This window comes from Pseudolabrys sp., assembly GCF_035943735.1.
Taxonomy (GTDB): Bacteria; Pseudomonadota; Alphaproteobacteria; order Rhizobiales; family Xanthobacteraceae; genus Pseudolabrys.
On the sequence record NZ_DASZBV010000027.1, the window covers coordinates 318,298 to 337,030 of the forward strand.

The 18,733-nt window shown below is 62.2% G+C and carries 17 protein-coding genes and 1 tRNA gene; 11 read left to right on the forward strand and 7 right to left on the reverse strand.

Translation table 11 applies throughout. From position 1 onward, the window contains the following. Positions 1 to 60 precede the first annotated feature (60 nt). From serA to VGV41_RS22055, 3 genes are all read left to right on the forward strand, one after another. Entirely contained in the window at positions 61 to 1,644 is a 1,584-nt protein-coding gene (serA, locus tag VGV41_RS22045) for a phosphoglycerate dehydrogenase (RefSeq protein WP_326866357.1), read from the forward strand. A gap of 157 nt (positions 1,645 to 1,801) precedes the next feature. Further along, the gene (locus VGV41_RS22050) at positions 1,802 to 3,094 is read left to right on the forward strand and encodes an adenylosuccinate synthase (protein WP_326866360.1); all 1,293 of its coding nucleotides are present in this window, start codon (positions 1,802 to 1,804) and stop codon (positions 3,092 to 3,094) included. Between the two features lie 93 nt (positions 3,095 to 3,187). Continuing rightward, positions 3,188 to 4,540: a hypothetical protein gene (locus VGV41_RS22055; protein WP_326866362.1), complete on the forward strand. Its 1,353-nt coding sequence runs from the start codon at positions 3,188 to 3,190 to the stop codon at positions 4,538 to 4,540. A 353-nt stretch (positions 4,541 to 4,893) separates the two neighbouring features. Here the strand turns inward: VGV41_RS22055 and rpoH are convergent, their stop codons facing one another. Continuing rightward, positions 4,894 to 5,805, reverse strand: a complete 912-nt coding sequence (gene rpoH / locus VGV41_RS22060) for an RNA polymerase sigma factor RpoH (RefSeq protein ID WP_326866364.1) — start codon at positions 5,803 to 5,805, stop codon at positions 4,894 to 4,896. 359 nt (positions 5,806 to 6,164) lie between these two features. Then, positions 6,165 to 7,157 (reverse strand): RluA family pseudouridine synthase, encoded by a 993-nt coding sequence (locus VGV41_RS22065; protein ID WP_326866367.1) that lies wholly within the window; start codon positions 7,155 to 7,157, stop codon positions 6,165 to 6,167. Positions 7,158 to 7,197: 40 nt separating this feature from the next. On the opposite strand from VGV41_RS22065, the gene VGV41_RS22070 reads away from it, so the two are divergent. The 3 genes from VGV41_RS22070 to VGV41_RS22080 all read left to right on the forward strand — a co-directional run bounded on the left by VGV41_RS22070 (position 7,198) and on the right by VGV41_RS22080 (position 9,534). Beyond that, on the forward strand, positions 7,198 to 7,506 hold the full coding sequence (locus VGV41_RS22070) for a hypothetical protein (protein WP_326866369.1): 309 nt from the start codon (positions 7,198 to 7,200) through the stop codon (positions 7,504 to 7,506). Positions 7,507 to 7,570: 64 nt separating this feature from the next. Continuing rightward, positions 7,571 to 7,646, forward strand: a tRNA-Glu gene (locus tag VGV41_RS22075). A 106-nt stretch (positions 7,647 to 7,752) separates the two neighbouring features. Next, positions 7,753 to 9,534, forward strand: a complete 1,782-nt coding sequence (locus VGV41_RS22080; protein WP_326866370.1) for a site-specific integrase — start codon at positions 7,753 to 7,755, stop codon at positions 9,532 to 9,534. A gap of 375 nt (positions 9,535 to 9,909) precedes the next feature. Here the strand turns inward: VGV41_RS22080 and VGV41_RS22085 are convergent, their stop codons facing one another. The 4 genes from VGV41_RS22085 to VGV41_RS22100 all read right to left on the reverse strand — a co-directional run bounded on the left by VGV41_RS22085 (position 9,910) and on the right by VGV41_RS22100 (position 14,379). Next, complete coding sequence (locus VGV41_RS22085) at positions 9,910 to 11,904, reverse strand: hypothetical protein (protein ID WP_326866372.1); 1,995 nt, start codon at positions 11,902 to 11,904, stop codon at positions 9,910 to 9,912. Between the two features lie 1,066 nt (positions 11,905 to 12,970). Next, complete coding sequence (locus VGV41_RS22090; RefSeq protein ID WP_326866374.1) at positions 12,971 to 13,240, reverse strand: hypothetical protein; 270 nt, start codon at positions 13,238 to 13,240, stop codon at positions 12,971 to 12,973. Between the two features lie 40 nt (positions 13,241 to 13,280). Next, complete coding sequence (locus VGV41_RS22095; protein WP_326866375.1) at positions 13,281 to 13,613, reverse strand: hypothetical protein; 333 nt, start codon at positions 13,611 to 13,613, stop codon at positions 13,281 to 13,283. A 127-nt stretch (positions 13,614 to 13,740) separates the two neighbouring features. Continuing rightward, entirely contained in the window at positions 13,741 to 14,379 is a 639-nt protein-coding gene (locus tag VGV41_RS22100; RefSeq protein ID WP_326866376.1) for a recombinase family protein, read from the reverse strand. 220 nt (positions 14,380 to 14,599) lie between these two features. Here VGV41_RS22100 and VGV41_RS22105 point away from each other — a divergent pair, with 220 nt between their 5' ends. From VGV41_RS22105 to VGV41_RS22115, 3 genes are all read left to right on the forward strand, one after another. Further along, on the forward strand, positions 14,600 to 15,247 hold the full coding sequence (locus tag VGV41_RS22105; protein WP_326866378.1) for a hypothetical protein: 648 nt from the start codon (positions 14,600 to 14,602) through the stop codon (positions 15,245 to 15,247). A 382-nt stretch (positions 15,248 to 15,629) separates the two neighbouring features. Next, complete coding sequence (locus VGV41_RS22110) at positions 15,630 to 15,881, forward strand: hypothetical protein (RefSeq protein ID WP_326866379.1); 252 nt, start codon at positions 15,630 to 15,632, stop codon at positions 15,879 to 15,881. Further along, entirely contained in the window at positions 15,844 to 16,950 is a 1,107-nt protein-coding gene (locus VGV41_RS22115; RefSeq protein WP_326866381.1) for an MBL fold metallo-hydrolase, read from the forward strand. The genes VGV41_RS22110 and VGV41_RS22115 overlap by 38 nt, the downstream gene beginning before the upstream one ends. 125 nt (positions 16,951 to 17,075) lie before the next feature. On the opposite strand, the gene VGV41_RS22120 is transcribed toward VGV41_RS22115, so the two are convergent. Further along, positions 17,076 to 17,828, reverse strand: coding sequence for a hypothetical protein (locus tag VGV41_RS22120; RefSeq protein ID WP_326866382.1), 753 nt, complete (start codon positions 17,826 to 17,828; stop codon positions 17,076 to 17,078). A gap of 186 nt (positions 17,829 to 18,014) precedes the next feature. Between VGV41_RS22120 and VGV41_RS22125 the strand changes: the two genes are divergently transcribed. Beyond that, complete coding sequence (locus VGV41_RS22125) at positions 18,015 to 18,218, forward strand: hypothetical protein (protein WP_326866383.1); 204 nt, start codon at positions 18,015 to 18,017, stop codon at positions 18,216 to 18,218. Positions 18,219 to 18,387: 169 nt separating this feature from the next. Further along, positions 18,388 to 18,579 carry a hypothetical protein gene (locus VGV41_RS22130; protein WP_326866384.1) on the forward strand — a complete coding sequence of 64 codons (192 nt, stop codon included), beginning with the start codon at positions 18,388 to 18,390 and terminating at the stop codon, positions 18,577 to 18,579. Positions 18,580 to 18,733: the final 154 nt, after the last annotated feature.

The window sequence follows — 18,733 nt, forward strand, 5'->3', positions numbered from 1 at the left end:
TTACTGGATTCCGGCTCTCGCGGCTCACGCGCTCGGCCGGAATGACAATCCGAGGGACCCATGCCCAAAGTTCTCATTTCCGACGCGCTGTCGCCCGCCGCCGTTCAGATCTTCAAGGATCGCGGCGTCGAGGTCGACTTCCAGCCCAATCTCGGCAAGGACAAGGACAAGCTCGCCGAGATCATCGGCAATTACGACGGCCTGGCCATCCGCTCGGCCACCAAGGTGACGCCGAAGATCCTGGCCAATGCCAAGAACCTGAAGGTGATCGGCCGCGCCGGCATCGGCGTCGACAACGTCGACATCCCGGCGGCGACCGCCAAGGGCATCATCGTGATGAACACGCCCTTCGGCAATTCGATCACCACCGCCGAGCACGCGATCTCGCTGATGTTCGCGCTCGCCCGCCAGATCCCGGAGGCCGATCGGTCGACCCAGGCCGGCAAGTGGGAAAAGAACAAGTTCATGGGCGTCGAGATCACGGCCAAGACGCTGGGGATCATCGGCTGCGGCAATATCGGCTCCATCGTCGCCGACCGCGCGCTCGGCCTGAAGATGAAGGTGGTCGCCTTCGACCCGTATTTGTCGCCGGAGCGCGCCGTCGACATCGGCGTAGAAAAGGTCGAACTCGACGAGCTGCTGAAGCGGGCCGACTTTATCACCCTGCACACGCCGCTGACCGAGAAGACGAAAAACATCATCGACGCGACGGCGATCAACAAAACCAAGAAGGGCGTGCGTATCATCAACTGCGCCCGTGGTGGCCTCGTCGACGAGCAGGCGCTGCGCGTGGCGCTCGATTCCGGTCACGTCGCCGGCGCCGCCTTCGACGTCTTCGTCACCGAGCCGGCGGCCGAGAACGTGCTGTTCGGCCATCCCAACGTGATCTGCACGCCGCATCTCGGCGCATCGACCACGGAAGCGCAGGAGAACGTCGCGCTGCAGGTCGCGGAGCAGATGTCGGACTACCTGATGACCGGCGCGATCTCGAACGCCATTAACTTCCCGTCGATCAGCGCCGAGGAAGCGCCAAAGCTGAAGCCCTTCGTCGAATTGGCCGAGAAGCTCGGCTCCTTCGCCGGCCAACTCACCGAGACGGGCTTGAGCAAGGTGCAGATCGCCTATGACGGTGCGGTGGCGCAGATGAACACGCGCGCGCTCACCTCGGCGGCGCTCGCCGGTCTCTTGCGGCCGATGCTGGGCGACGTCAACGTCGTCTCGGCCCCGGTCATCGCCAAGGAGCGCGGCATGATCGTCGAGGAGGTCACGCGCGAAATGGCCGGAGACTACGAGAGCCTGATCACCGTCACCGTCACCACCGAGCAGCAGACGCGCCACGTCTCCGGCACGGTGTTCGCCGACGGACGGCCGCGCATCGTCAACATCAAGGGCATCCGCATGGATGCGGAGTTCGGCCCGTCGATGATCTACATCACCAACCTCGACAAGCCGGGCTTCATCGGCAAGTTCTCCGGCACCTTGGGCGAGGCGGGGATCAACATCGCGACCTTCCACGTCGGCCGCGAGGCGCCTGGCGCCAACGCCGTGGCGCTGATCGAGATCGACGGCGAACTGCCGGAGCCGGTGCTCGCCAAAGTGCGCGCACTGCCGCAGGTGCAGTCGGCCAAGCCGCTGCATTTCTGAAAAAGCCAAATGGCATCAATCTGTTGAAGGCGCCGCCCGGGTCCGCCCGGGCGGCGCTCTTCGCTTGCCTCCGCGGTCTCCTTCCTTTATCGGGGGGCGGACCTGGCCGGTGGCACCCGGCTTGAAGTGTCCGGGCGCGCGGTGCAGGGATTTATTCATGGCCAACGTGGTGGTGGTCGGCTCCCAGTGGGGAGACGAAGGCAAGGGCAAGATCGTCGACTGGCTCTCCGAGCAGGCCGACATCGTGGTCCGCTTCCAGGGCGGCCATAACGCCGGCCACACCCTGGTCATCGGCAATACCGTCTACAAGCTGTCGCTCTTGCCGTCCGGCGCCGTGCGCGAAGGCAAGCTGTCGATCATCGGCAACGGCGTCGTCATCGATCCGAAGGCGCTGCTCGACGAGATCGCGGCCATCGCCCGGCAGGGCGTGGCGGTGACGCCCGAAAGCCTGCGCATCGCCGAGAACGCCACGCTGATCCTGCCGCTGCATCGCGAGCTCGAGGCGATCCGCGAGGCCGACAATTCCAAGAGCCGCATCGGCACCACCAAGCGCGGCATCGGCCCGGCCTACGAGGACAAGGTCGGCCGGCGTGCGATCCGCTTCATGGACCTCGCCGACCTGCCGTCGCTCGGCACCAAGATCGAGCGGCTGCTGATGCACCACAATGCGCTGCGGCGCGGCTTCGGAATGACCGAGGTCGATCCGCAGTCGGTGTACGACTACCTGGCCGAGTTGGCTCCGAAGGTACTGCCCTATATGGACACGGTGTGGTCGCTGCTCGATACCAAGCGGCGCGAGGGCAAGCGCATCCTGTTCGAAGGCGCGCAAGGTGCGCTGCTCGACATAGACCACGGCACCTATCCGTATGTGACATCGTCCAACACGGTGGCGGCACAGGCGGCAACCGGCTCGGGCCTTGGGCCCAGCGCCATCGATTACGTGCTCGGCATCTGCAAGGCCTACACGACGCGGGTCGGCGAGGGGCCGTTCCCGACCGACCAGATGCACAACGACATCGGCAAGACGCTCGGCGAGCGCGGCCGCGAGTTTGGCGTGGTCACCGGGCGGCCGCGCCGCTGCGGCTGGTTCGACGCCGTGCTGGTGCGACAGACCGTCCGCACTTCAGGCATCGACGGTCTAGCGCTCACCAAGCTCGACATCCTCGACGGCTTCGACGAGATCAAGGTGTGCGTCGGCTATCGCCTCGATGGCCGCGAGATCGACTATCTGCCGGCGGGCGAACACGCGCAGGCCCGCGTCGAGCCGATCTACGAGAGCATTGCCGGCTGGAAGGAACCGACCGCGCGCGCCCGTTCATGGGCGCAACTGCCGGCCCAGGCCATCAAATACGTGCGTCGTGTCGAGGAACTCGTCGGCTGCCCGGTGGCGCTGCTTTCGACCAGCCCGGAGCGCGAGGACACGATCCTGATGAAGAACCCGTTCGAGTGAGCGCCGAAAAAAGACATGAATCGAAGCCAGTGAGGGATTCCGTTGGGGGGAAACGGTTTCCGGAACGCTCTGGCTCAAGCATAATGATGCGCAATGGCTGACTATTACCCTTTGATCGCCCGTGCGGTCGGCGGTCTCGACGACAATACCGGCGAGAACCGCCGCGCTTTGTACGAGCGCGCACGAGCGGCTCTGGTCAACCAATTGCGCGGCGTCGACCCGCCGCTCGATGAGGAAGAGATCACGCGCGAGCGCCTGGCGCTCGAAGACGCCATCCGCCGCATCGAAACGGACGCGGCCGAGCGCGAGCAGCCAGCTTCGCCGCTGCCGGCCCCCGAACCCGCTCCGCAAGCCAAGCCTTCGCTGCGCGACCACGCTCTGCGCAATTTCCGCGAGACCATGGCGGAAGCCGAAGGTCTCGGCGACGGCGCTGCCGAAGCCAACCGCTCGGCGCGGTCGGTCTACGACAAGGTGCCGGGACAGGAGCATCCGCCGGCGCCGCGGCCTCCGGTCAGCGAACCGCCGCCGCATTATTTCGAGCCACCGGCCGAAGAGCCGCCGCCGCCCGATCTCGCCGAGCCGGCTCCCTTCGCGCCGCCGGAAGCCGAGGCGACGTGGCCGCCGCCGGCCAGCGAAATTCCCGAGGACGAGAGCTACTACAAGCGCACTCCGCGCGACTGGCGCCGCATCGTGACGATCGCGGTGCTCGTGATCGTGGCGCTTGCCGTTGCCGGCGGTGTCTACTGGAAGCGTAACGCCATCGGCACGATGGTCGCCAGCCTGCGCTCGTCGCAATCGGCCAAGCCGGCCGCGCCCGCGCAACCGGCGTCGACGCCGAAGATCGCCGACCGCATCGGTCCCTCGAGCAACGGCAACCCGGCGCCGGCGGCCGCGCCCGCGGCGGCGGTGGCGCAGAAGGTCGTGCTCTACGAGGAAGATCCGAGCAATCCGCAGGGCAAGCGCTATGTCGGCTCGGCGGTGTGGCACACCGAGACCGTGTCGCCTGGACCGGGACTTGCGCCTGAACTCGCGGTGCGCGCCGACGTCGAGATTCCGGAACGGCACCTGCGCATGACCTGGTCACTGCGGCGGAACAGCGACAAGGCGCTGCCGGCCAGCCATACGATCGAGATTATGTTCACGCTGCCCGCGGACTTCGACCAGGGCGGCGTCGGCAATGTGCCCGGCGTGCTGATGAAGACCAGCGAGGAGGCCCGCGGCGTTCCGCTGGCCGGCCTCGCGGTCAAGGTCACCGACGGCTATTTTCTCATCGGCCTGTCCGCGGTCGACATCGACGTCCAGCGCAACATCGACCTGTTGAAGAACCGCGACTGGTTCGACATCCCGATCGTCTACACGAACGGCAAGCGCGCGATCCTGGCCATGGAAAAAGGCACGCCCGGAGAGCGTGCCTTCGCAGAAGCGTTCCGCGCCTGGGGCGAGTGAGCCCTGTCTCTTACGGAGGGCCTTCCATCCTGTAGCCGAGGCTTGGCCGGACCACGCGGAACCAAAATAGTCCGCAAGCGATCACAAAGACCAAAATAAAGATCCACAGCAGCAACCACATGACGCAACCAATTCCCCAGCCCCCGCTGTGGAACAGTTATATCGTGCCACCCCAGATTGCACAATATCTGTCGCGTCTATGGCGTCATAAAATCAGCCAGCGGAATTCATATTTACATTCAGATGCTTCTTTGTATTTCACAAGGAAAAACGGCTACTCCTTTTAGTGGTGAGCACGAAACGAAAATGGCCGGGCAATGCCCGGCCATTCGCAATTCTGATACGCCCTGACCTTAGTGCGCGGCAAGCGCCTCCGGCTGGTGCGTCGGCTGCTCCATCGCCGCCATGCGGTTCTTCACCGCCTTCTGCACCTTCTCGAACGCGCGCACTTCGATCTGGCGCACGCGCTCGCGGGACACACCGAACTCGGCGGCGAGGTCCTCGAGGGTGACCGGATCGTCGGCGAGACGGCGCGCCTCGAAGATGCGCCGCTCACGATCGTTGAGCACGTCGAGTGCGCCGATCAACGCGGTATGGCGGTTCTCGCTCTCCTCGCTGTCGGCGAGGATGCGCTCCTGCGTCGGCGCGTCGTCGACCAGCCAGTCCTGCCATTCGCCCGACTCGCCGTCGTCGCGGATCGGCGCGTTGAGCGAGGCATCGCCGCCGAGGCGGCGGTTCATGTCGATGACGTCCTGCGTGGTGACGCCCAGACGCTTGGCGATGATGTCGACCTGGTCGGGGCGCAGATCGCCTTCTTCAAGCGCCGAGATTTTGCTCTTCGCCTTGCGCAGGTTGAAGAACAGCTTCTTCTGGTTCGCGGTGGTGCCCATCTTCACCAGCGACCACGAGCGCAGGATGTACTCCTGGATCGCGGCCTTGATCCACCACATCGCGTACGTGGCGAGGCGGAAGCCCTTGTCGGGCTCGAAGCGCTTGACCGCCTGCATCAGGCCGACATTGCCCTCCGAGACGACCTCGGAGATCGGCAGGCCGTAGCCGCGATAACCCATGGCGATCTTGGCGACGAGACGCAGATGGCTGGTGACGAGCTTGTGCGCGGCTTGCGTATCGCCGTGCTCACGCCAGCTCTTCGCCAGCATGTATTCTTGCTGCGGCTCCAGCATCGGGAACCGGCGGATTTCTTCGAGATAGTGCGACAGGCCGGATTCGGCCTTGAGTGCCGGCAGTGCGGCGGTACGGGCCATGATAGCGCCCTCCTTCAAAATGCCCCCGGTGTACGGCAGGCGACCACGCCGCCGCTCCCCGAGCCGACGGCGCCTTCCGTGAGCGCCCGCAACATGCGGAACGCAGGTGCAGCATACAGGTCCCCCCCAGCGAACGGAAGAGTTTCGCCAGTCACGTCGCCGTGTGCCGGGCGTATCCCCTGCGGGAAAACACCAAGCCTTTGGGAGTATTGGCCTATTTTGCCCGGTTGCGCCGTCCGGCCCGTTGGGCCGGGATTCGGGACGTCAACATGCGAGAACGCCCGGCGTTCCAGGGTGACAGGATTGTAATGGCTGCGGATCGGAGAGATGGGACGGATATAGGAACCCGTGGCAGCGATTCAAGGGCGCCGCAGGGCCTCGGCCAGCCGGGCGATGTCGCCGGGCAGGGGCGCCTGGAATTCGAGGACGTCGCCGCTGACCGGATGCTCGAAGACGAGGCGCTCGGCATGCAGGGCCTGACGGCGAAGGGCGGCGAGCGCTTCCTGTGCGGCCGGCGACAGCTTCGCCGCCTTGGTGCGGAAGCCGGTGGCGTAGGTCTCGTCGCCCATGATCGGGTGGCCGATATGGGCGAGATGCACGCGGATCTGGTGCGTGCGGCCGGTCTCCAGCCGGCAGGCGAGCAGGGCGGCCAGCGGCTTGCCGTCGGCATCGACGAAGCGCTCGACCACCTCCCAATGCGTCACCGCCTCGCGGCCGCCCGCGCGTACGGCGCGCTTCTCGCGCGCATGCGGATGGCGGTCGAGGGGCGCATCGATCGTGCCGCGCGGCCGCTCCGGCGCGCCCCAGACCAGCGCGAGATAATCGCGTTCGATGGCGCTCTCGCGCTTGTTGGCAAATTGGTTGCTCAGCCGCCGGTGCGCACGGTCCGTCTTCGCCACCACCATGAGGCCAGTGGTGTCCTTGTCGAGCCGGTGCACGATGCCGGGCCGCTTGACGCCGCCAATGCCGGAGAGACTGTCGCCGCAATGCGCGATCAGCGCGTTGACCAAAGTGCCGCTCGCGTGTCCCGCAGCCGGATGTACGACGAGCCCGGCGGGCTTGTCGATGACGATCAGCGCATCGTCCTCATAGACGATGTCGAGCGGGATCGCTTCCGCCGCCGGTTTCGCCGGTTCCGCTTCCGGCAGCGTGACGGTAATGACGGCGCCCGAATTGACGGCCGCGGCCGGATCGCGGACTGTGCGCGCCTCGACCGCCACCTGGCCCGCGAGGATCAGCGCCTTCAGGCGCGAACGCGACAGCGCCGGCAGCTGCGCGGCCAGTACGCGGTCGAGCCGCCCGCCGGCGGCCTCCGCCGGCACCGTCACCGTTTCGCTTGTACCGTCACTCATGGCTGAACCAGACAAACCGCTTGCTCCAGACGATGCCGCCGTGATCGGTCGCGTGCGCAGGCTGATGCTGATCGCCAGCCTGACGACGGCGATCGCCTTCGGCGCCGTGATTGCCGTGATCGGCTATCGCGTTTTTCACTGGCAGGGAAGCGCGCCGTCGCCGGCATCCGCGCCGGCGCCGGCCAATCTTGCCGCCGCACTGCCGGCCGGCGCCAAGGTCGTCTCGACCGCGGTCGGCGACGGCCGCATCGTCCTGACGCTGGACGTTTCCGGCGCGATCGAGCTGATGATCTTCGATGCGCAGACGCTCAAGCCGCTTGGCCACCTGCGCCTGTCGGCAGCGCCCTGATCCCGGCTGTCCACCGCGCTTGCATGGGCAGGCGATCGAGGCTATCTCCGGGGCCGCTGGCCAAGCTCCCTTCGTCTAGCGGCCCAGGACGTCGCCCTCTCACGGCGAAAACAGGGGTTCGAGTCCCCTAGGGAGCGCCAGAGCCTCAGATTAGCCCCATAATTCCGAAAGAACGCGCCCCACAAGGGTTTATTCGCCTGCCGGTGGTATCCTTCGGTGGGCTTTTCTATGCGGGCATACACAGGAATGTACAAGGATCGGCACGGGACCTACTACGCCCGCGTGAAGGTGCCGAAGCCGCTGCAAGAAGCGGTCGCACAGGTTCTCGGGAATGACAAAGCGCGCCAGGTTTTCCTGAAGCGGTCGCTGGGAACCAAGGACCTGCGTCGAGCGAATGTGCTCGTGAAGCCTGTGCTGGTCCAGTTGGATCGCATCATCTCAGACGCCAAGGCGCTGCTGAAGGCGCGGCCCGTCCGCAATAGCCTCAGCTCAATCGAGATAAGGCGGATGGCGGAATACACCTACGCCGAAGCGCTGGCCGCGCACGACCGCTTCATCGCGGAGGCACCGGAGGAGGAGGCGGACTATCGGAAATTGGTTGAGGAGGACGAAGGCCCTCATAGTTGGACGGCCCCGATACCCGCGTTTGGCCTCTCTAGAGGGCAGTTGGCCGATATCCGCGACAACGAGGCGGCGATTGTTGCCGAAGCTGAAGCTGCCCTAGGCCGTGGCGACGTCCTGTATTCCGAACACAAGATCGATGAAGCGCTCAGCGCATTTCAGGTCACGCTAGACCGTTCCTGTGCAGACTTCCGGGTCCTTGGGATGGAGGTGCTCAGGGCGCATGTCCGCGCCATCCGTGACATGGCTGCACGCCACCGGGGAGAGCCGATACCTACGCCCGCCTTGGGTCGTCCTGAAGCCAATCATCAGGGCGGTGGCACACTGACGGAAGCCTTGGAGGGTTGGCGCAAAGACCGTAGCCCATCAGTTGGCGTTTTCAGCGAGTACGAGCGGGCCACACGGTTGTTCAGGGAATTGCACGGCGAAATCGCGGTGGCTCAGATCACACGTACACACGCTCGTGAGTTTCGCGAAGCTCTTCAGGACTTGCCACGGCACAGAGGCGCGGCGCTAAAGGATGCTCCGTTGCCTGAGTTGGTCGAATGGGCCCGCAAGCATCCTGACGCACCAAGGATCACCGGCACGACCGTGAACAAGTTGCTGGGCGGTGTGCAGACCGTGGCGGTGTGGGCACGCGACAATGGCATGGTGCCGGATGATGTGCGGTGGGCCGATCCGTTCGCACGCATGCGTCTCGAGCGTGAGGAGCCAGAACGCGAGGCGTTCACGCTGGAGGAGCTGAATGCGCTCTTCGCGTCTCCTGTGTTCAGGGATGGAGAACGTCCCGCACCCGGAGCAGCCGAAGCGGCCTATTGGCTGCCGCTAGTGGCGCTGTTCACCGGGGCACGTAGAGCAGAGATTGCTGGCCTCACGGTCGCGGATGTCCACACCGTGCAAGACGTCCATGTGTTCGCCTTCAGAGCGGACAGAGACACCGGCAAGACCCTCAAGACCCGTTCATCGGCCCGCACGGTGCCGGTGCATCCACAGCTGATTGAGAGGGGATGGCTCCAGTACGTATCGAGCGTGAGCCGCAGCGGCGGGACGCACGCTTGGCTGTTTCCTGAGATTGCCCCAAGCGCTCCTAGCAAGCTCAAGGCATGGACTAAGTGGTTTCACCGTTACATGCGTGCGAACGGTGTGCCTGACCCACGCAAGGTCTTCCACTCGTTCCGGCACACGTTCAAGGACGCCCTAAGGGCTGCACGGACACCTGAGGACCTGAGCGATGCCTTGACGGGACATAGTAATCCGACCGTGGGGCGTGGCTACGGCGCGAAACACATCGTGCATCGATATGGCATCGAGACGCTCAAGGACGCGATTGAGCGCGTGAACTATAAGGGCCTGAAGCTGCCCCGAGAATTTGGCAGGCCAAGCAAGAGCAAACGCAAGCGTTCGTAAGGAGCTTGAGCACCGGCAGGCGAGTACCGGGCCTGCACAATGCGAACGCGGCACACACCGGGAGGGAGCCTTGGTTCTAAGGAGTCCTAGGCTACCTCAAAAGTGAATATTCACGCGGGAGGAGAGATACCGAACGGCTCGCAGGGCTTGAAGTAGACCTATAATAGTCACCACCACCGAACACGCTGAAGACGCACAAGCCCTCATGGCTCCTAGAGTTCTTCTAAATGTCGGTGGTGGTCGCGTTTGAATGCCGTGTTTTTCCTATAGGAATTGTCCTTGTAGGATTTTCACTGTATTCGGTCCCTAAGGCTCCACAGGCGAACGCAGTGCTTTTCCTAGCGGCTGTCTTAGGATTTTCACTGCATTCAGGTCCTAGGCTGCTCCAAAGGCTGACACGGCGGGCTGTTTGTCTACCTCAGGCCTTCTGAAGGCCTCTGCGGTCCGCGCGAACTGCGAGCCCTTGCAGCCCTTGCCTTGCCTGTAGGCCCATCCAAGACCGCGTGCGGCACTGTGGAAGCGCTCCGTGAGCACGTTGCGTGACACCGCGCCCCAAGGCTTCCCTAGGCTGTCCTTCAGGTCCTTGGTTTTGATCACTTTGGTGTCAGGACTAGCGCTGCTCAGGAAGTCTAGGACCTTATCGGCCACTGTGCGCTTGTGTGTGCCCTGAACGATGATCGGGTCTGGTGCGCCAGGAAACAGGAGGTTCTTGTGCTCAAGGAAGCTCTTCGGATCACAGCTGACAACGAGGCGCTGCTTTCCGCACACGCCGTGTTGATCGTAGCAGCGCGCACGTCCTCTTAGGGCCAGCTGCTTCGTCTGGCTGATCCTGTGTCCATCTTGGATGATGTCCACATGCTTGGCCTTGCTGCGTAGTGTGGTCATTGCGCCTAAGTCGCCTTCATCGGCTCGCTGGTCCCTGAGGCCCTGTGTGATAACCGCAGAGGTCCTACGGGGGATGACGAACTCGTCAAAGAGGAACACTACATCTGCTGTGTGCCATGCATTGCTGCCGACGCCAGCGCCCCAGTGGACGGCGCAGAGTTCTCTCCCGTCGATATTCCATCCGTAGCCTTCCGTGTAAGCGGCAGGCGTCTTGAACCACGGGTCACCTTGTCCCCAGTTCGGAACCTGTTCAGCATCAAACAGCGCCTTCTTGCAGACAACTAGGCCGCGTTCGCCGGGGGCCATGTGTGCTCGGATGACGCTGAGCATGTGATCCACGTAGGCTCGCTGATTGGAGGCTGTCTTGAGATAATCCTTGAGCCGCTTCCTTGTGTGATGCGGTGTCACGACAATCTCTAGGTTCGCGTAGTCTGCTGTGGGCACCGGCACCAACTCGCGGCTTGGCGCGATCCGTGCAACGCCGTCAACGTCTGCCGTCGCATCGAGTAACACTGTGCCCGGTAGAGCCAGCGCATTGGCCTTATAGCCGACGAAATAGACGTAAGCGCCACTGGGGAACACAGCACAGCGGCCCGTCATCAGAGCCCGCGCAATCCCGAAGAAGTTATCGAGGCCTGCAATTTCGGCTGCGTGGACCTTGAAGACATGCTCTGCCTCAAGAGAGGTGTACCAGCTGAGGCATTCAGCAATCGCGGCATCTCCAAGGTCCACCGAAGGCCTGCTGATGGTGTTGCTGTCGTGACCTACTTCGTAGCGGGACAGAAGGGTCCACAGTGCCTCCCAGTGCTCCTTCAGATCCTCCCGCTTCTCGCACATGGCGGTTTTGATGGCCTGCACTTCTGCGAACGTCAGTTCGTAGGGTGTCACGTCCTGGGGGCGCTCATCGACAATGAACAACGAGCGGCTGGCTAAGAACTTCCCATCATGCTTCCTGACTACGTTGCGGGCCTTGTGGCGGCGCTGCTTGTCGCTGAAGAACTTGTGCGTGATGACGATCACCGGGTAGTGCGGCAGCTCGTCCCGCGTGAACTGTGCGGCTGGCTGAGCGACCTTCTCGCGCCTCGGGTTATTCTTGTCGTGGTCGCTGGTCCAAACTGCCACACGTCCGGGCATGAGAGCGTTCAGCTCGCGAAAGGCGGCATCGGCCTTCTCGATCTGATCGCAGACGAACGCGCAGCCATACGGACCCTCCGGGTTCTCATCGGCGTACCGTGTGAGTGCCAGCATCAACGCGAAGGCGAAGGAGGTTTTGCCGCCACCGACAGGGGCAGCAATCGTGTGCACCAGAGCAGGGCCCCCGGCAGCGGAATTTGCGAGGGCGCGCAGCCCTGCATCAAACACCGCGTCCCCGGTCTTGGCGTAGAAGCCGTCTCTGAGATTGATCGAGCTCCGGGCGGCGTTGATCTGATTGACCGCCTCGTCGTAGCGCGCGCGAAGCGCTTGGCGGTCGGGTATCGTAGGCATCCAATAATTCTCCTAGGCGCGGGCAGAGCCCAGCACCGTGTTGGCGTGGTGGTGAATTGGAGCGGGGGCGCAATGCGATGGTGGCGCTCGAGGCGCACGGGGCACTGCATTCGCAAAAGGTTAGGCCCTTGTGACTCACAGAGGGCCTGAGGTTCGATTTCAGAAGGCGTCCGCTATGTGGGTAGCGGGCAGGCGAGAAGAGCGCACCAGTGGAGTCCTGAAGGAGTCCGCGCGGCATGTCTCTAGGGAATGAAGCGGCCCGTGGTGCCCCCAGCACCCCCCGCTCACCTATGAAGCGCATAGGAATACCAAGAGAGACGCGGGCCACAACCTTGCGATGCTTGCTTATTCGCCGCGTCACGCCTGCCATCACTGGCTTGTCCCGGTGCGTGGCGCTGAGCGAGCGCAGCGGCGAAAGCTACGTTGCGGATGCGGTCCACAGGACTGAGTGGGCGCTGCTGAGGAGTATCGAACGGCCTCTTGTGTGTACGTGTGGGGAACTCAGGCTAAACAGTTGATGCTGCACAACTCTGGTTCTATTTCGCCCGTTTCCGATCACAGGCGCAGGCGCGGTCTTGTGTGTAGGTGTGGGGAACTCGGATTAAGCCCTTGTGAACGCGAGATAAGAGGTCGAACAGCGCCACAATTCGGCTCTGGGTGCCTTATGCAAATTGCTGGTGCGCGCCGTTATGGGAGCCCACCGGTACTGCCGAAAGCAGAGGGCGCCTGCTTCGAAGGCGCGCAGGAAAACTCCAGCCGAGCGAGTAGCCGGGAGGGCCCCGCAGGGGGGGACCCAGAACAACTCGTCTATAGGTTGGGCTGCTATTTCTCGGCCCTGACACCGCTGCCGTGAGCCGACGTTGGCCAAGGCTTTAGGTTCTCTTTGCGAAGTGGGGTGGGGCCAATTTCTGGGGCATTCTCCCGGCTCGGAGGGACCCGTTGCCGCTTCGCCGCAGCGCCACAACAGCGTCACAGAACGTTTCGCACTCCGACGTCAAAGATTGTCCGCAAGCAGAGGAGGAGAATGCAGGTCTCTCGAGGGTCTACTTCCGAAGCCGCAGACGTTTCAGTCGGCGGATGACCATGCAATGAACTCGCCCGCTATTTGAGCGGCCTCGTGGTACAGATCGGGACGTTGGGCTCTGACGAGTGTCACGGCATGAGCAAGCCTATCGGTTTCTTCAGAAGCAGACCAATTTTGATCCAAGACAAAGGTGCGGATCACAACACTTCCCATTGGTCCTTGAGCGCCTTCGATGATGAGTTCGGCTAGCCGCCGTTGGACCGGGTCATGGTCCCACTTTCGTTTGTTCAAAAACACCTTCCAAACCCCCATAGCTCCACTCCCTTCAAGGATTATAATGGCTGTTTGCTCGCTATTCTGACCCGACAGCAGGTTGATATCCTTTCGCTTTCATGCATTCGATAAAGACAGCCATGGACTTTATCTCGGGCGTGCCTGCGCCTACAGGGGCGATTTGGCCGTACATGGCGCAACGGCTTTTGTCCCTCTCAAATTGTTCTTTGCTGACCGGCTTGGGGACGTGATGCCACTGCGCTGCCATTTGGGCGGCCAGAGAGTTGGGGTGTGGTGTAGTTGTAGACTGCTCAGGAAGGGCTGCAACTTCGTTGGGGTCTCTGAACGCGATGCTGCTGCACGCGGTGAAGCTCAGCACACAGAACAGAGCGAAGCCATGTCGGATGAGCATTTTTGAATTGTCCTCCTCGAGGGCAACCGTACTTCGGACGGTAGTAGGAGGACAGGCCGTTGCTGGTTACCCTTGGCGTAACCGGGCACAACGCCACTTGTGGGCCTTATGCGCCCAGTAAGGGCCGTTAGAGTCCCCAAGTCGCCAACGCAGCCTCAGCGGCCACCGGGTTCTCAATGACCCTGTAGACGGTCTGTCGGCTGACATTCGCGGCGGCGGCAATTTGTGCGACCCCGGCTTGCTCGCTCAGCATGTCCCTAATGGTCGCCAGTTGGTCCCGTGTGTAGCTCGGCTTCCGCCCCTTGTATGCCTTTGCCTCAGCGGAAGTCTTGGCGTGCGCAATCCCGGCTTTCTGAGCGGCCTTGGTGGCCTCAGCCTGGGCCTGAGCCGTTGCGGCCATAAACGCAATCAGCGCGTCTCTGACGGCCATCTGCATGGGGTCTTTCGTGGCCCCGTCGAATGTCATGCTGTTGATGACGGTGCGGATCACGACGCCTTGGCGCATAAAGGTGCGGATGGTGTCGCAAACGTCCTGATAGTTTCGTCCAAGCCTGTCTACCCACCGGACCACCAAAGTGTCCCCGGAGCGGAGCATGTCGAACAAACGCTTGCCCTGAGAGCGCTCAGCAAGCGGGACGTTCACTCCCGACACTCCGTCATCAGAGACAACCTTGTCGATCTTGAAGCCTGCGGCCTCGGCCTGAGTGCGCTGGTGTTCAATGGTCTGCTCGACGGTGGAAACGCGGGCGTAGAGGATGGTGGCCATAGCAAGAGCCCTGTGTTCATTAGGGTGGTGTCCGTAAATATGACGTCCGTTGAACTGAAGTCAACCCTAGCGGACATCTGTTCTTAGCCATCTCGGCTGTCCGTTGAGGCTTACCCTAACGGTCGTCATTGGCTTTTTACTGGTTGTCGGCCATTGTTCGGGGGAGCCTAGGGGGATAGTTGTGTCATCAGTGTCGGCGTCTGCAGCTCCCGCGGACTTCGTGGGTACCAACGTTGTGTTCGTCGGTCCTTGCGATCCGGCATCGTTTCAGCCCAAAAACCTCACGGAACAGGGCCTAATCACTGAAGCCGATGCAGCACAGCTTCGGTACGACATCTTGAGCGCTGACATCACCGTCCTACGTTTGCCGTGGATACAGATCGTCGCGGAAACGACCAAATTGGTAGCGTCAACGACCCTAGAAACGCCTTTGGGCGAACCGATGCGGGATTTTGTTCTGGCCTACTGCGACGCGCTAACAAACAAGAGCTTCACCGCTCTCGGCATCAATCACTCCCTCCACTTCGGAATTGCAGACGAGCAAGGCTGGCACAAGATTGGCAACACACTAGTTCCGAAGGATCATGTTTGGAGCGCAACTATGACAGCGCCGGGCATGGCGTCAGTCGCAGTACAAGGAAAACGGCTGGACAGTGACCTGCTGGGCGCGCTCACCGTCCGCGTAGAACCCTCGGTTCGCGTAAAGCCCGGCGTATATGTGAATATGAACGATCACTTCGACGCGCCCGTGCCGAACGAAGACCCTGACTTCCTCATTGGGGTGCTGGAAGATCAGTGGGATAGCTCGAAAGCGCGATTAGACCGAATTGTGGCTGATCTGAAGGGTCTGGCAGATGTCGTTAACTGACACATCTAGCGATTTCGAGGCCAGCCGCGCGGCGCAGTTTAAGCGTCGGCACGTTCTGAAGGTTGCCAGCCGCTCGCCCAATGTTCTTGAGCAGTCTGTTGCTAGTATCACCGGAGGTGTTCAGGCTGACGATCCAAAGCAGGACGTATTGCTAGTCGACGTCCCTAAGGATAACTCGGCTGCGAATACGGAAGCTGTATCGATTTTGTCGACCCACGAGCTAGGTCATCGGAAAAGGGGCCCTAGGCGGTCAGTGCGTCGGGCCCCCCGTGGTTCGGTAGAGCCTCGTTTTTGGCTTCTTAATCGGTGGCACGGTGAAGTCCTTGCTGTCGGGCTGGAGGACTTCAGAGTTAAGCTAACGGACCCCGCGCACCCGGATGTTTTGGAGATTACCCACTTTTCCAAATCGGAGCTGTCGGAAGAATCGCTTGCGGCCTTGCGGCCGGGCGCTAATTTCTACTGGATGGTTGGCTACAAGGATCACGGCTCGCGTCAGCGTGAGCGCCAGTCGGTGATATTCATGCGCCGCGGTGGACGCATGTCCCGAGAAAAATTCCAGCACGAACTGCAAGCCGTGGATGAAGTCTGGGGGGAGTTTGAGCGGGATACCGAAAACGCCGCCTGCATCGAATGAGATTGAAGTTACGCTGTTCGGGCCGGGAAAAGGCGAGAGTATTCTTGTTCACGTCGGAGACGGTGATTGGCTGTGTATCGACAGCGCGCTGTCCGAACGGCAGAGCATCCCACTGGCTTATCTACGCCAGCTAGGAATCCCTCTCGACAAGGTGAAGCTGATCGTCGCGACCCATTGGCACAGGGATCACGTCGAAGGATTGGCCGAACTTCTTCATTGCTGTCCTTCGGCGCAGTTCGTGTGTTCAGCCGCTTTGCGGGCCGCTGAGTTCAAGCAGATCGTAGCTAGGTTCAGCAGCCAAGATGTCGGGGGTGCTACGCCGCCCCTATCCGAGATTAGGAAGTGCTTCGAGATATTGGCCGGGCGAAAGAAGGCCTCCCTTGTGGGATACGTGCCGCCCATTTTCGCCGGCGCGAATAGATTGATTGCCTCGTACAAGAGTTCGAACGGCCCGATAGTTATTCAGGCCTTGTCGCCCTCCGACGAGGACTACCTGCGAGCGCTGGAAGCATTTGCGGGATATTTCGTCCCTTTGGACCAAAGCGCAACTGGGCTGCCGTCTGTTGATCCGAACCATGCTTCGGTTGTCCTAGCGGTCGCCATAGGGGGTGAACTATTGCTTTTCGGCGCGGACCTAGAAGTCACGTCCTCAGTCCACACAGGCTGGCGAGCGGTGCTTGCGTCGAAGGTTCGCCCTCAACAACCTTCATTGTTCTTCAAGGTCTCACACCACGGCTCTTCTAACGCTCGGCATCCCGCTGTTTGGACAGACATGCTGGTTCCGGACTGCTTCGCGGCTGTGACGGAATACTCTGGTAGCGCTATCCCTAACGAAGAACAGGTGAATTGGTTGGTGGGACAAAGCTCCAACGTGTACGCGACGGGGCTCCCACAACGCACACACGTTCGTCGCCGGCCGGAGATTGAAAAAACGATCCGAGAGGCGACGAAGGACTTCGCGGCCTATCGCCTGCCAACAGCGGCCGGCATGGTCCGCATGCGGCGAGTGGTCGGAAGTGGCCCCACATGGACGGTCGAAAGCTTCAACGGCGCAATGCGCTTGGTATAGCCGCCAATTCTTGTGCCCATATCTAGACGATTGCCGGTGGTACACTCCGGTGGTATCAAATGCACTGCAGGCGATGCAGTTTCCTTCGGGAAAACGGGCGTTTCCGGTGGTCTCCGCAGTCTCCCCTAGGGAGCGCCAGCCAGGACTTCGTCACCCGTGACCTCGATGACCGTTGTCGCCGCCGGGATTTCACGCGGCGGCAGACCGAAATCATCCCCGATCATCATCAACGCGCTCGACAGCCTGCGCCGCGCCCGCCAGGTGTCGCGCGCGATCGCGAGCAGGGCCGGCGTCTCATGCGGCCGCCGCAACAACGCTCCCAACACGCCGCGCGGATTGGCGCGGCCGTCCGGATGCAGCCCCGACATCGCCGCCTGTGGCACTTTGCGGTGGGCGGGGTCGGCCACGATGCGCAAGGCTGCGAAGCGCAGATTGCGCTCTTTGGCCATCAAGGCGGTGATGTGCGACTCGGTATCGACGGCGAGCGCGCCGGTGGTTTCGAACAGGTCGCGCTTCTCCTGCGGTTCGATGATCACGTGGTCGGCCCCCAGGATCGGTGCGTGCCGCGCGGTCGGGCAGGCCGCCAGCAGCGTCTGCGACCAGCGCAGATCCGTGGCGACGGTTCCCGCCGAGGTGATGACCTCCGACGCGATCAGGTGCGAGCCGGTCGGTAATGCGTGGTCGAGGCCGCCGGCGATGCCGAAGCTGATGGCGCCGCGGCAGCGCGGATCGTCCAGCGCCCGGGTCATGGCGGCCTCGGCCTCACCACCGCGCCGGCAACAAACCGACGCCCCTTTGCAGGAGCCCGCGATGCGGGCCTCGAAGGCGAGACCGACGACCACGAGGATAAACGAATGAAAAAGAATCATTGCAGCCATTATGGGGTGTGGCGCCGGCCCGTATTTGTAGCCGGTGCCTCTCGGATTTGAAACCGGGTCACGGGCCCTCGTTTTGGGCTGTGCACCGGATTTCGCCTGACCGGAACGTCCTCGCAGGCGAGGGTCTTAACCTTCGGAACGCGGTTCGGCGGCAAACCGTTCTCCGCACGCTCAGGGAGATTGTCGATGACCGAGGGGCTTGCCGATCGGATTCGCAAGGAGATTGCCGCGATGAAGGAGGCGATCGAGGAGCAGAAGGCGCACGCGCGCAGAAATGTGCAAAATGTCGCAGTGGAGGCGGAGGTGGCACAACGTCTGCGAGCATTGCATACGCGCCTGGCCGAGTTGGAGCGCAATTTGGAGCAAGCCTCTGACTCGAAAATGCAATGAAACAGCGCAAATGCGAACGTATGAATGTAAATTTATTTACACAATTAGAAGTGTAGTCCCGCGAAACGCCAAATTTGCTTGCTTCCCCCATTATGATACCATCTAAGCGTAGTAGACTTACGATTTGAGATGTGCACTATGGCGCTTCCTCATCATTCGGATTCAACAAATGGCTAAGAAGCGAAAAACTCGCGCATATAAGCGCTGGACTGACGCGGACCTCAAGGCTCTGAAAAAGCATTCGCGCGACAAGACACCGGTCTCCAAGGTGTCGAAGATGATGAAGCGGACCGAAGCGACGATCCGCATGAAGGCTTACTCTCTCGGGCTTTCCATGGGCCATCGCCGCCGGCGCGCCTGAAGCGCTGCGGGATTGCCGACGACGAGGCCGCGCCGCGGGCGCGGCCTTCGCCGTTTTGGGCGTCGGCCTCAGATTAGCAATAAGTCTATGTGTGTCTGGCCGGCCGTTGCCGCGCCGCGCGGATGACGATTCCGACCATCAGCGCATACAGAAA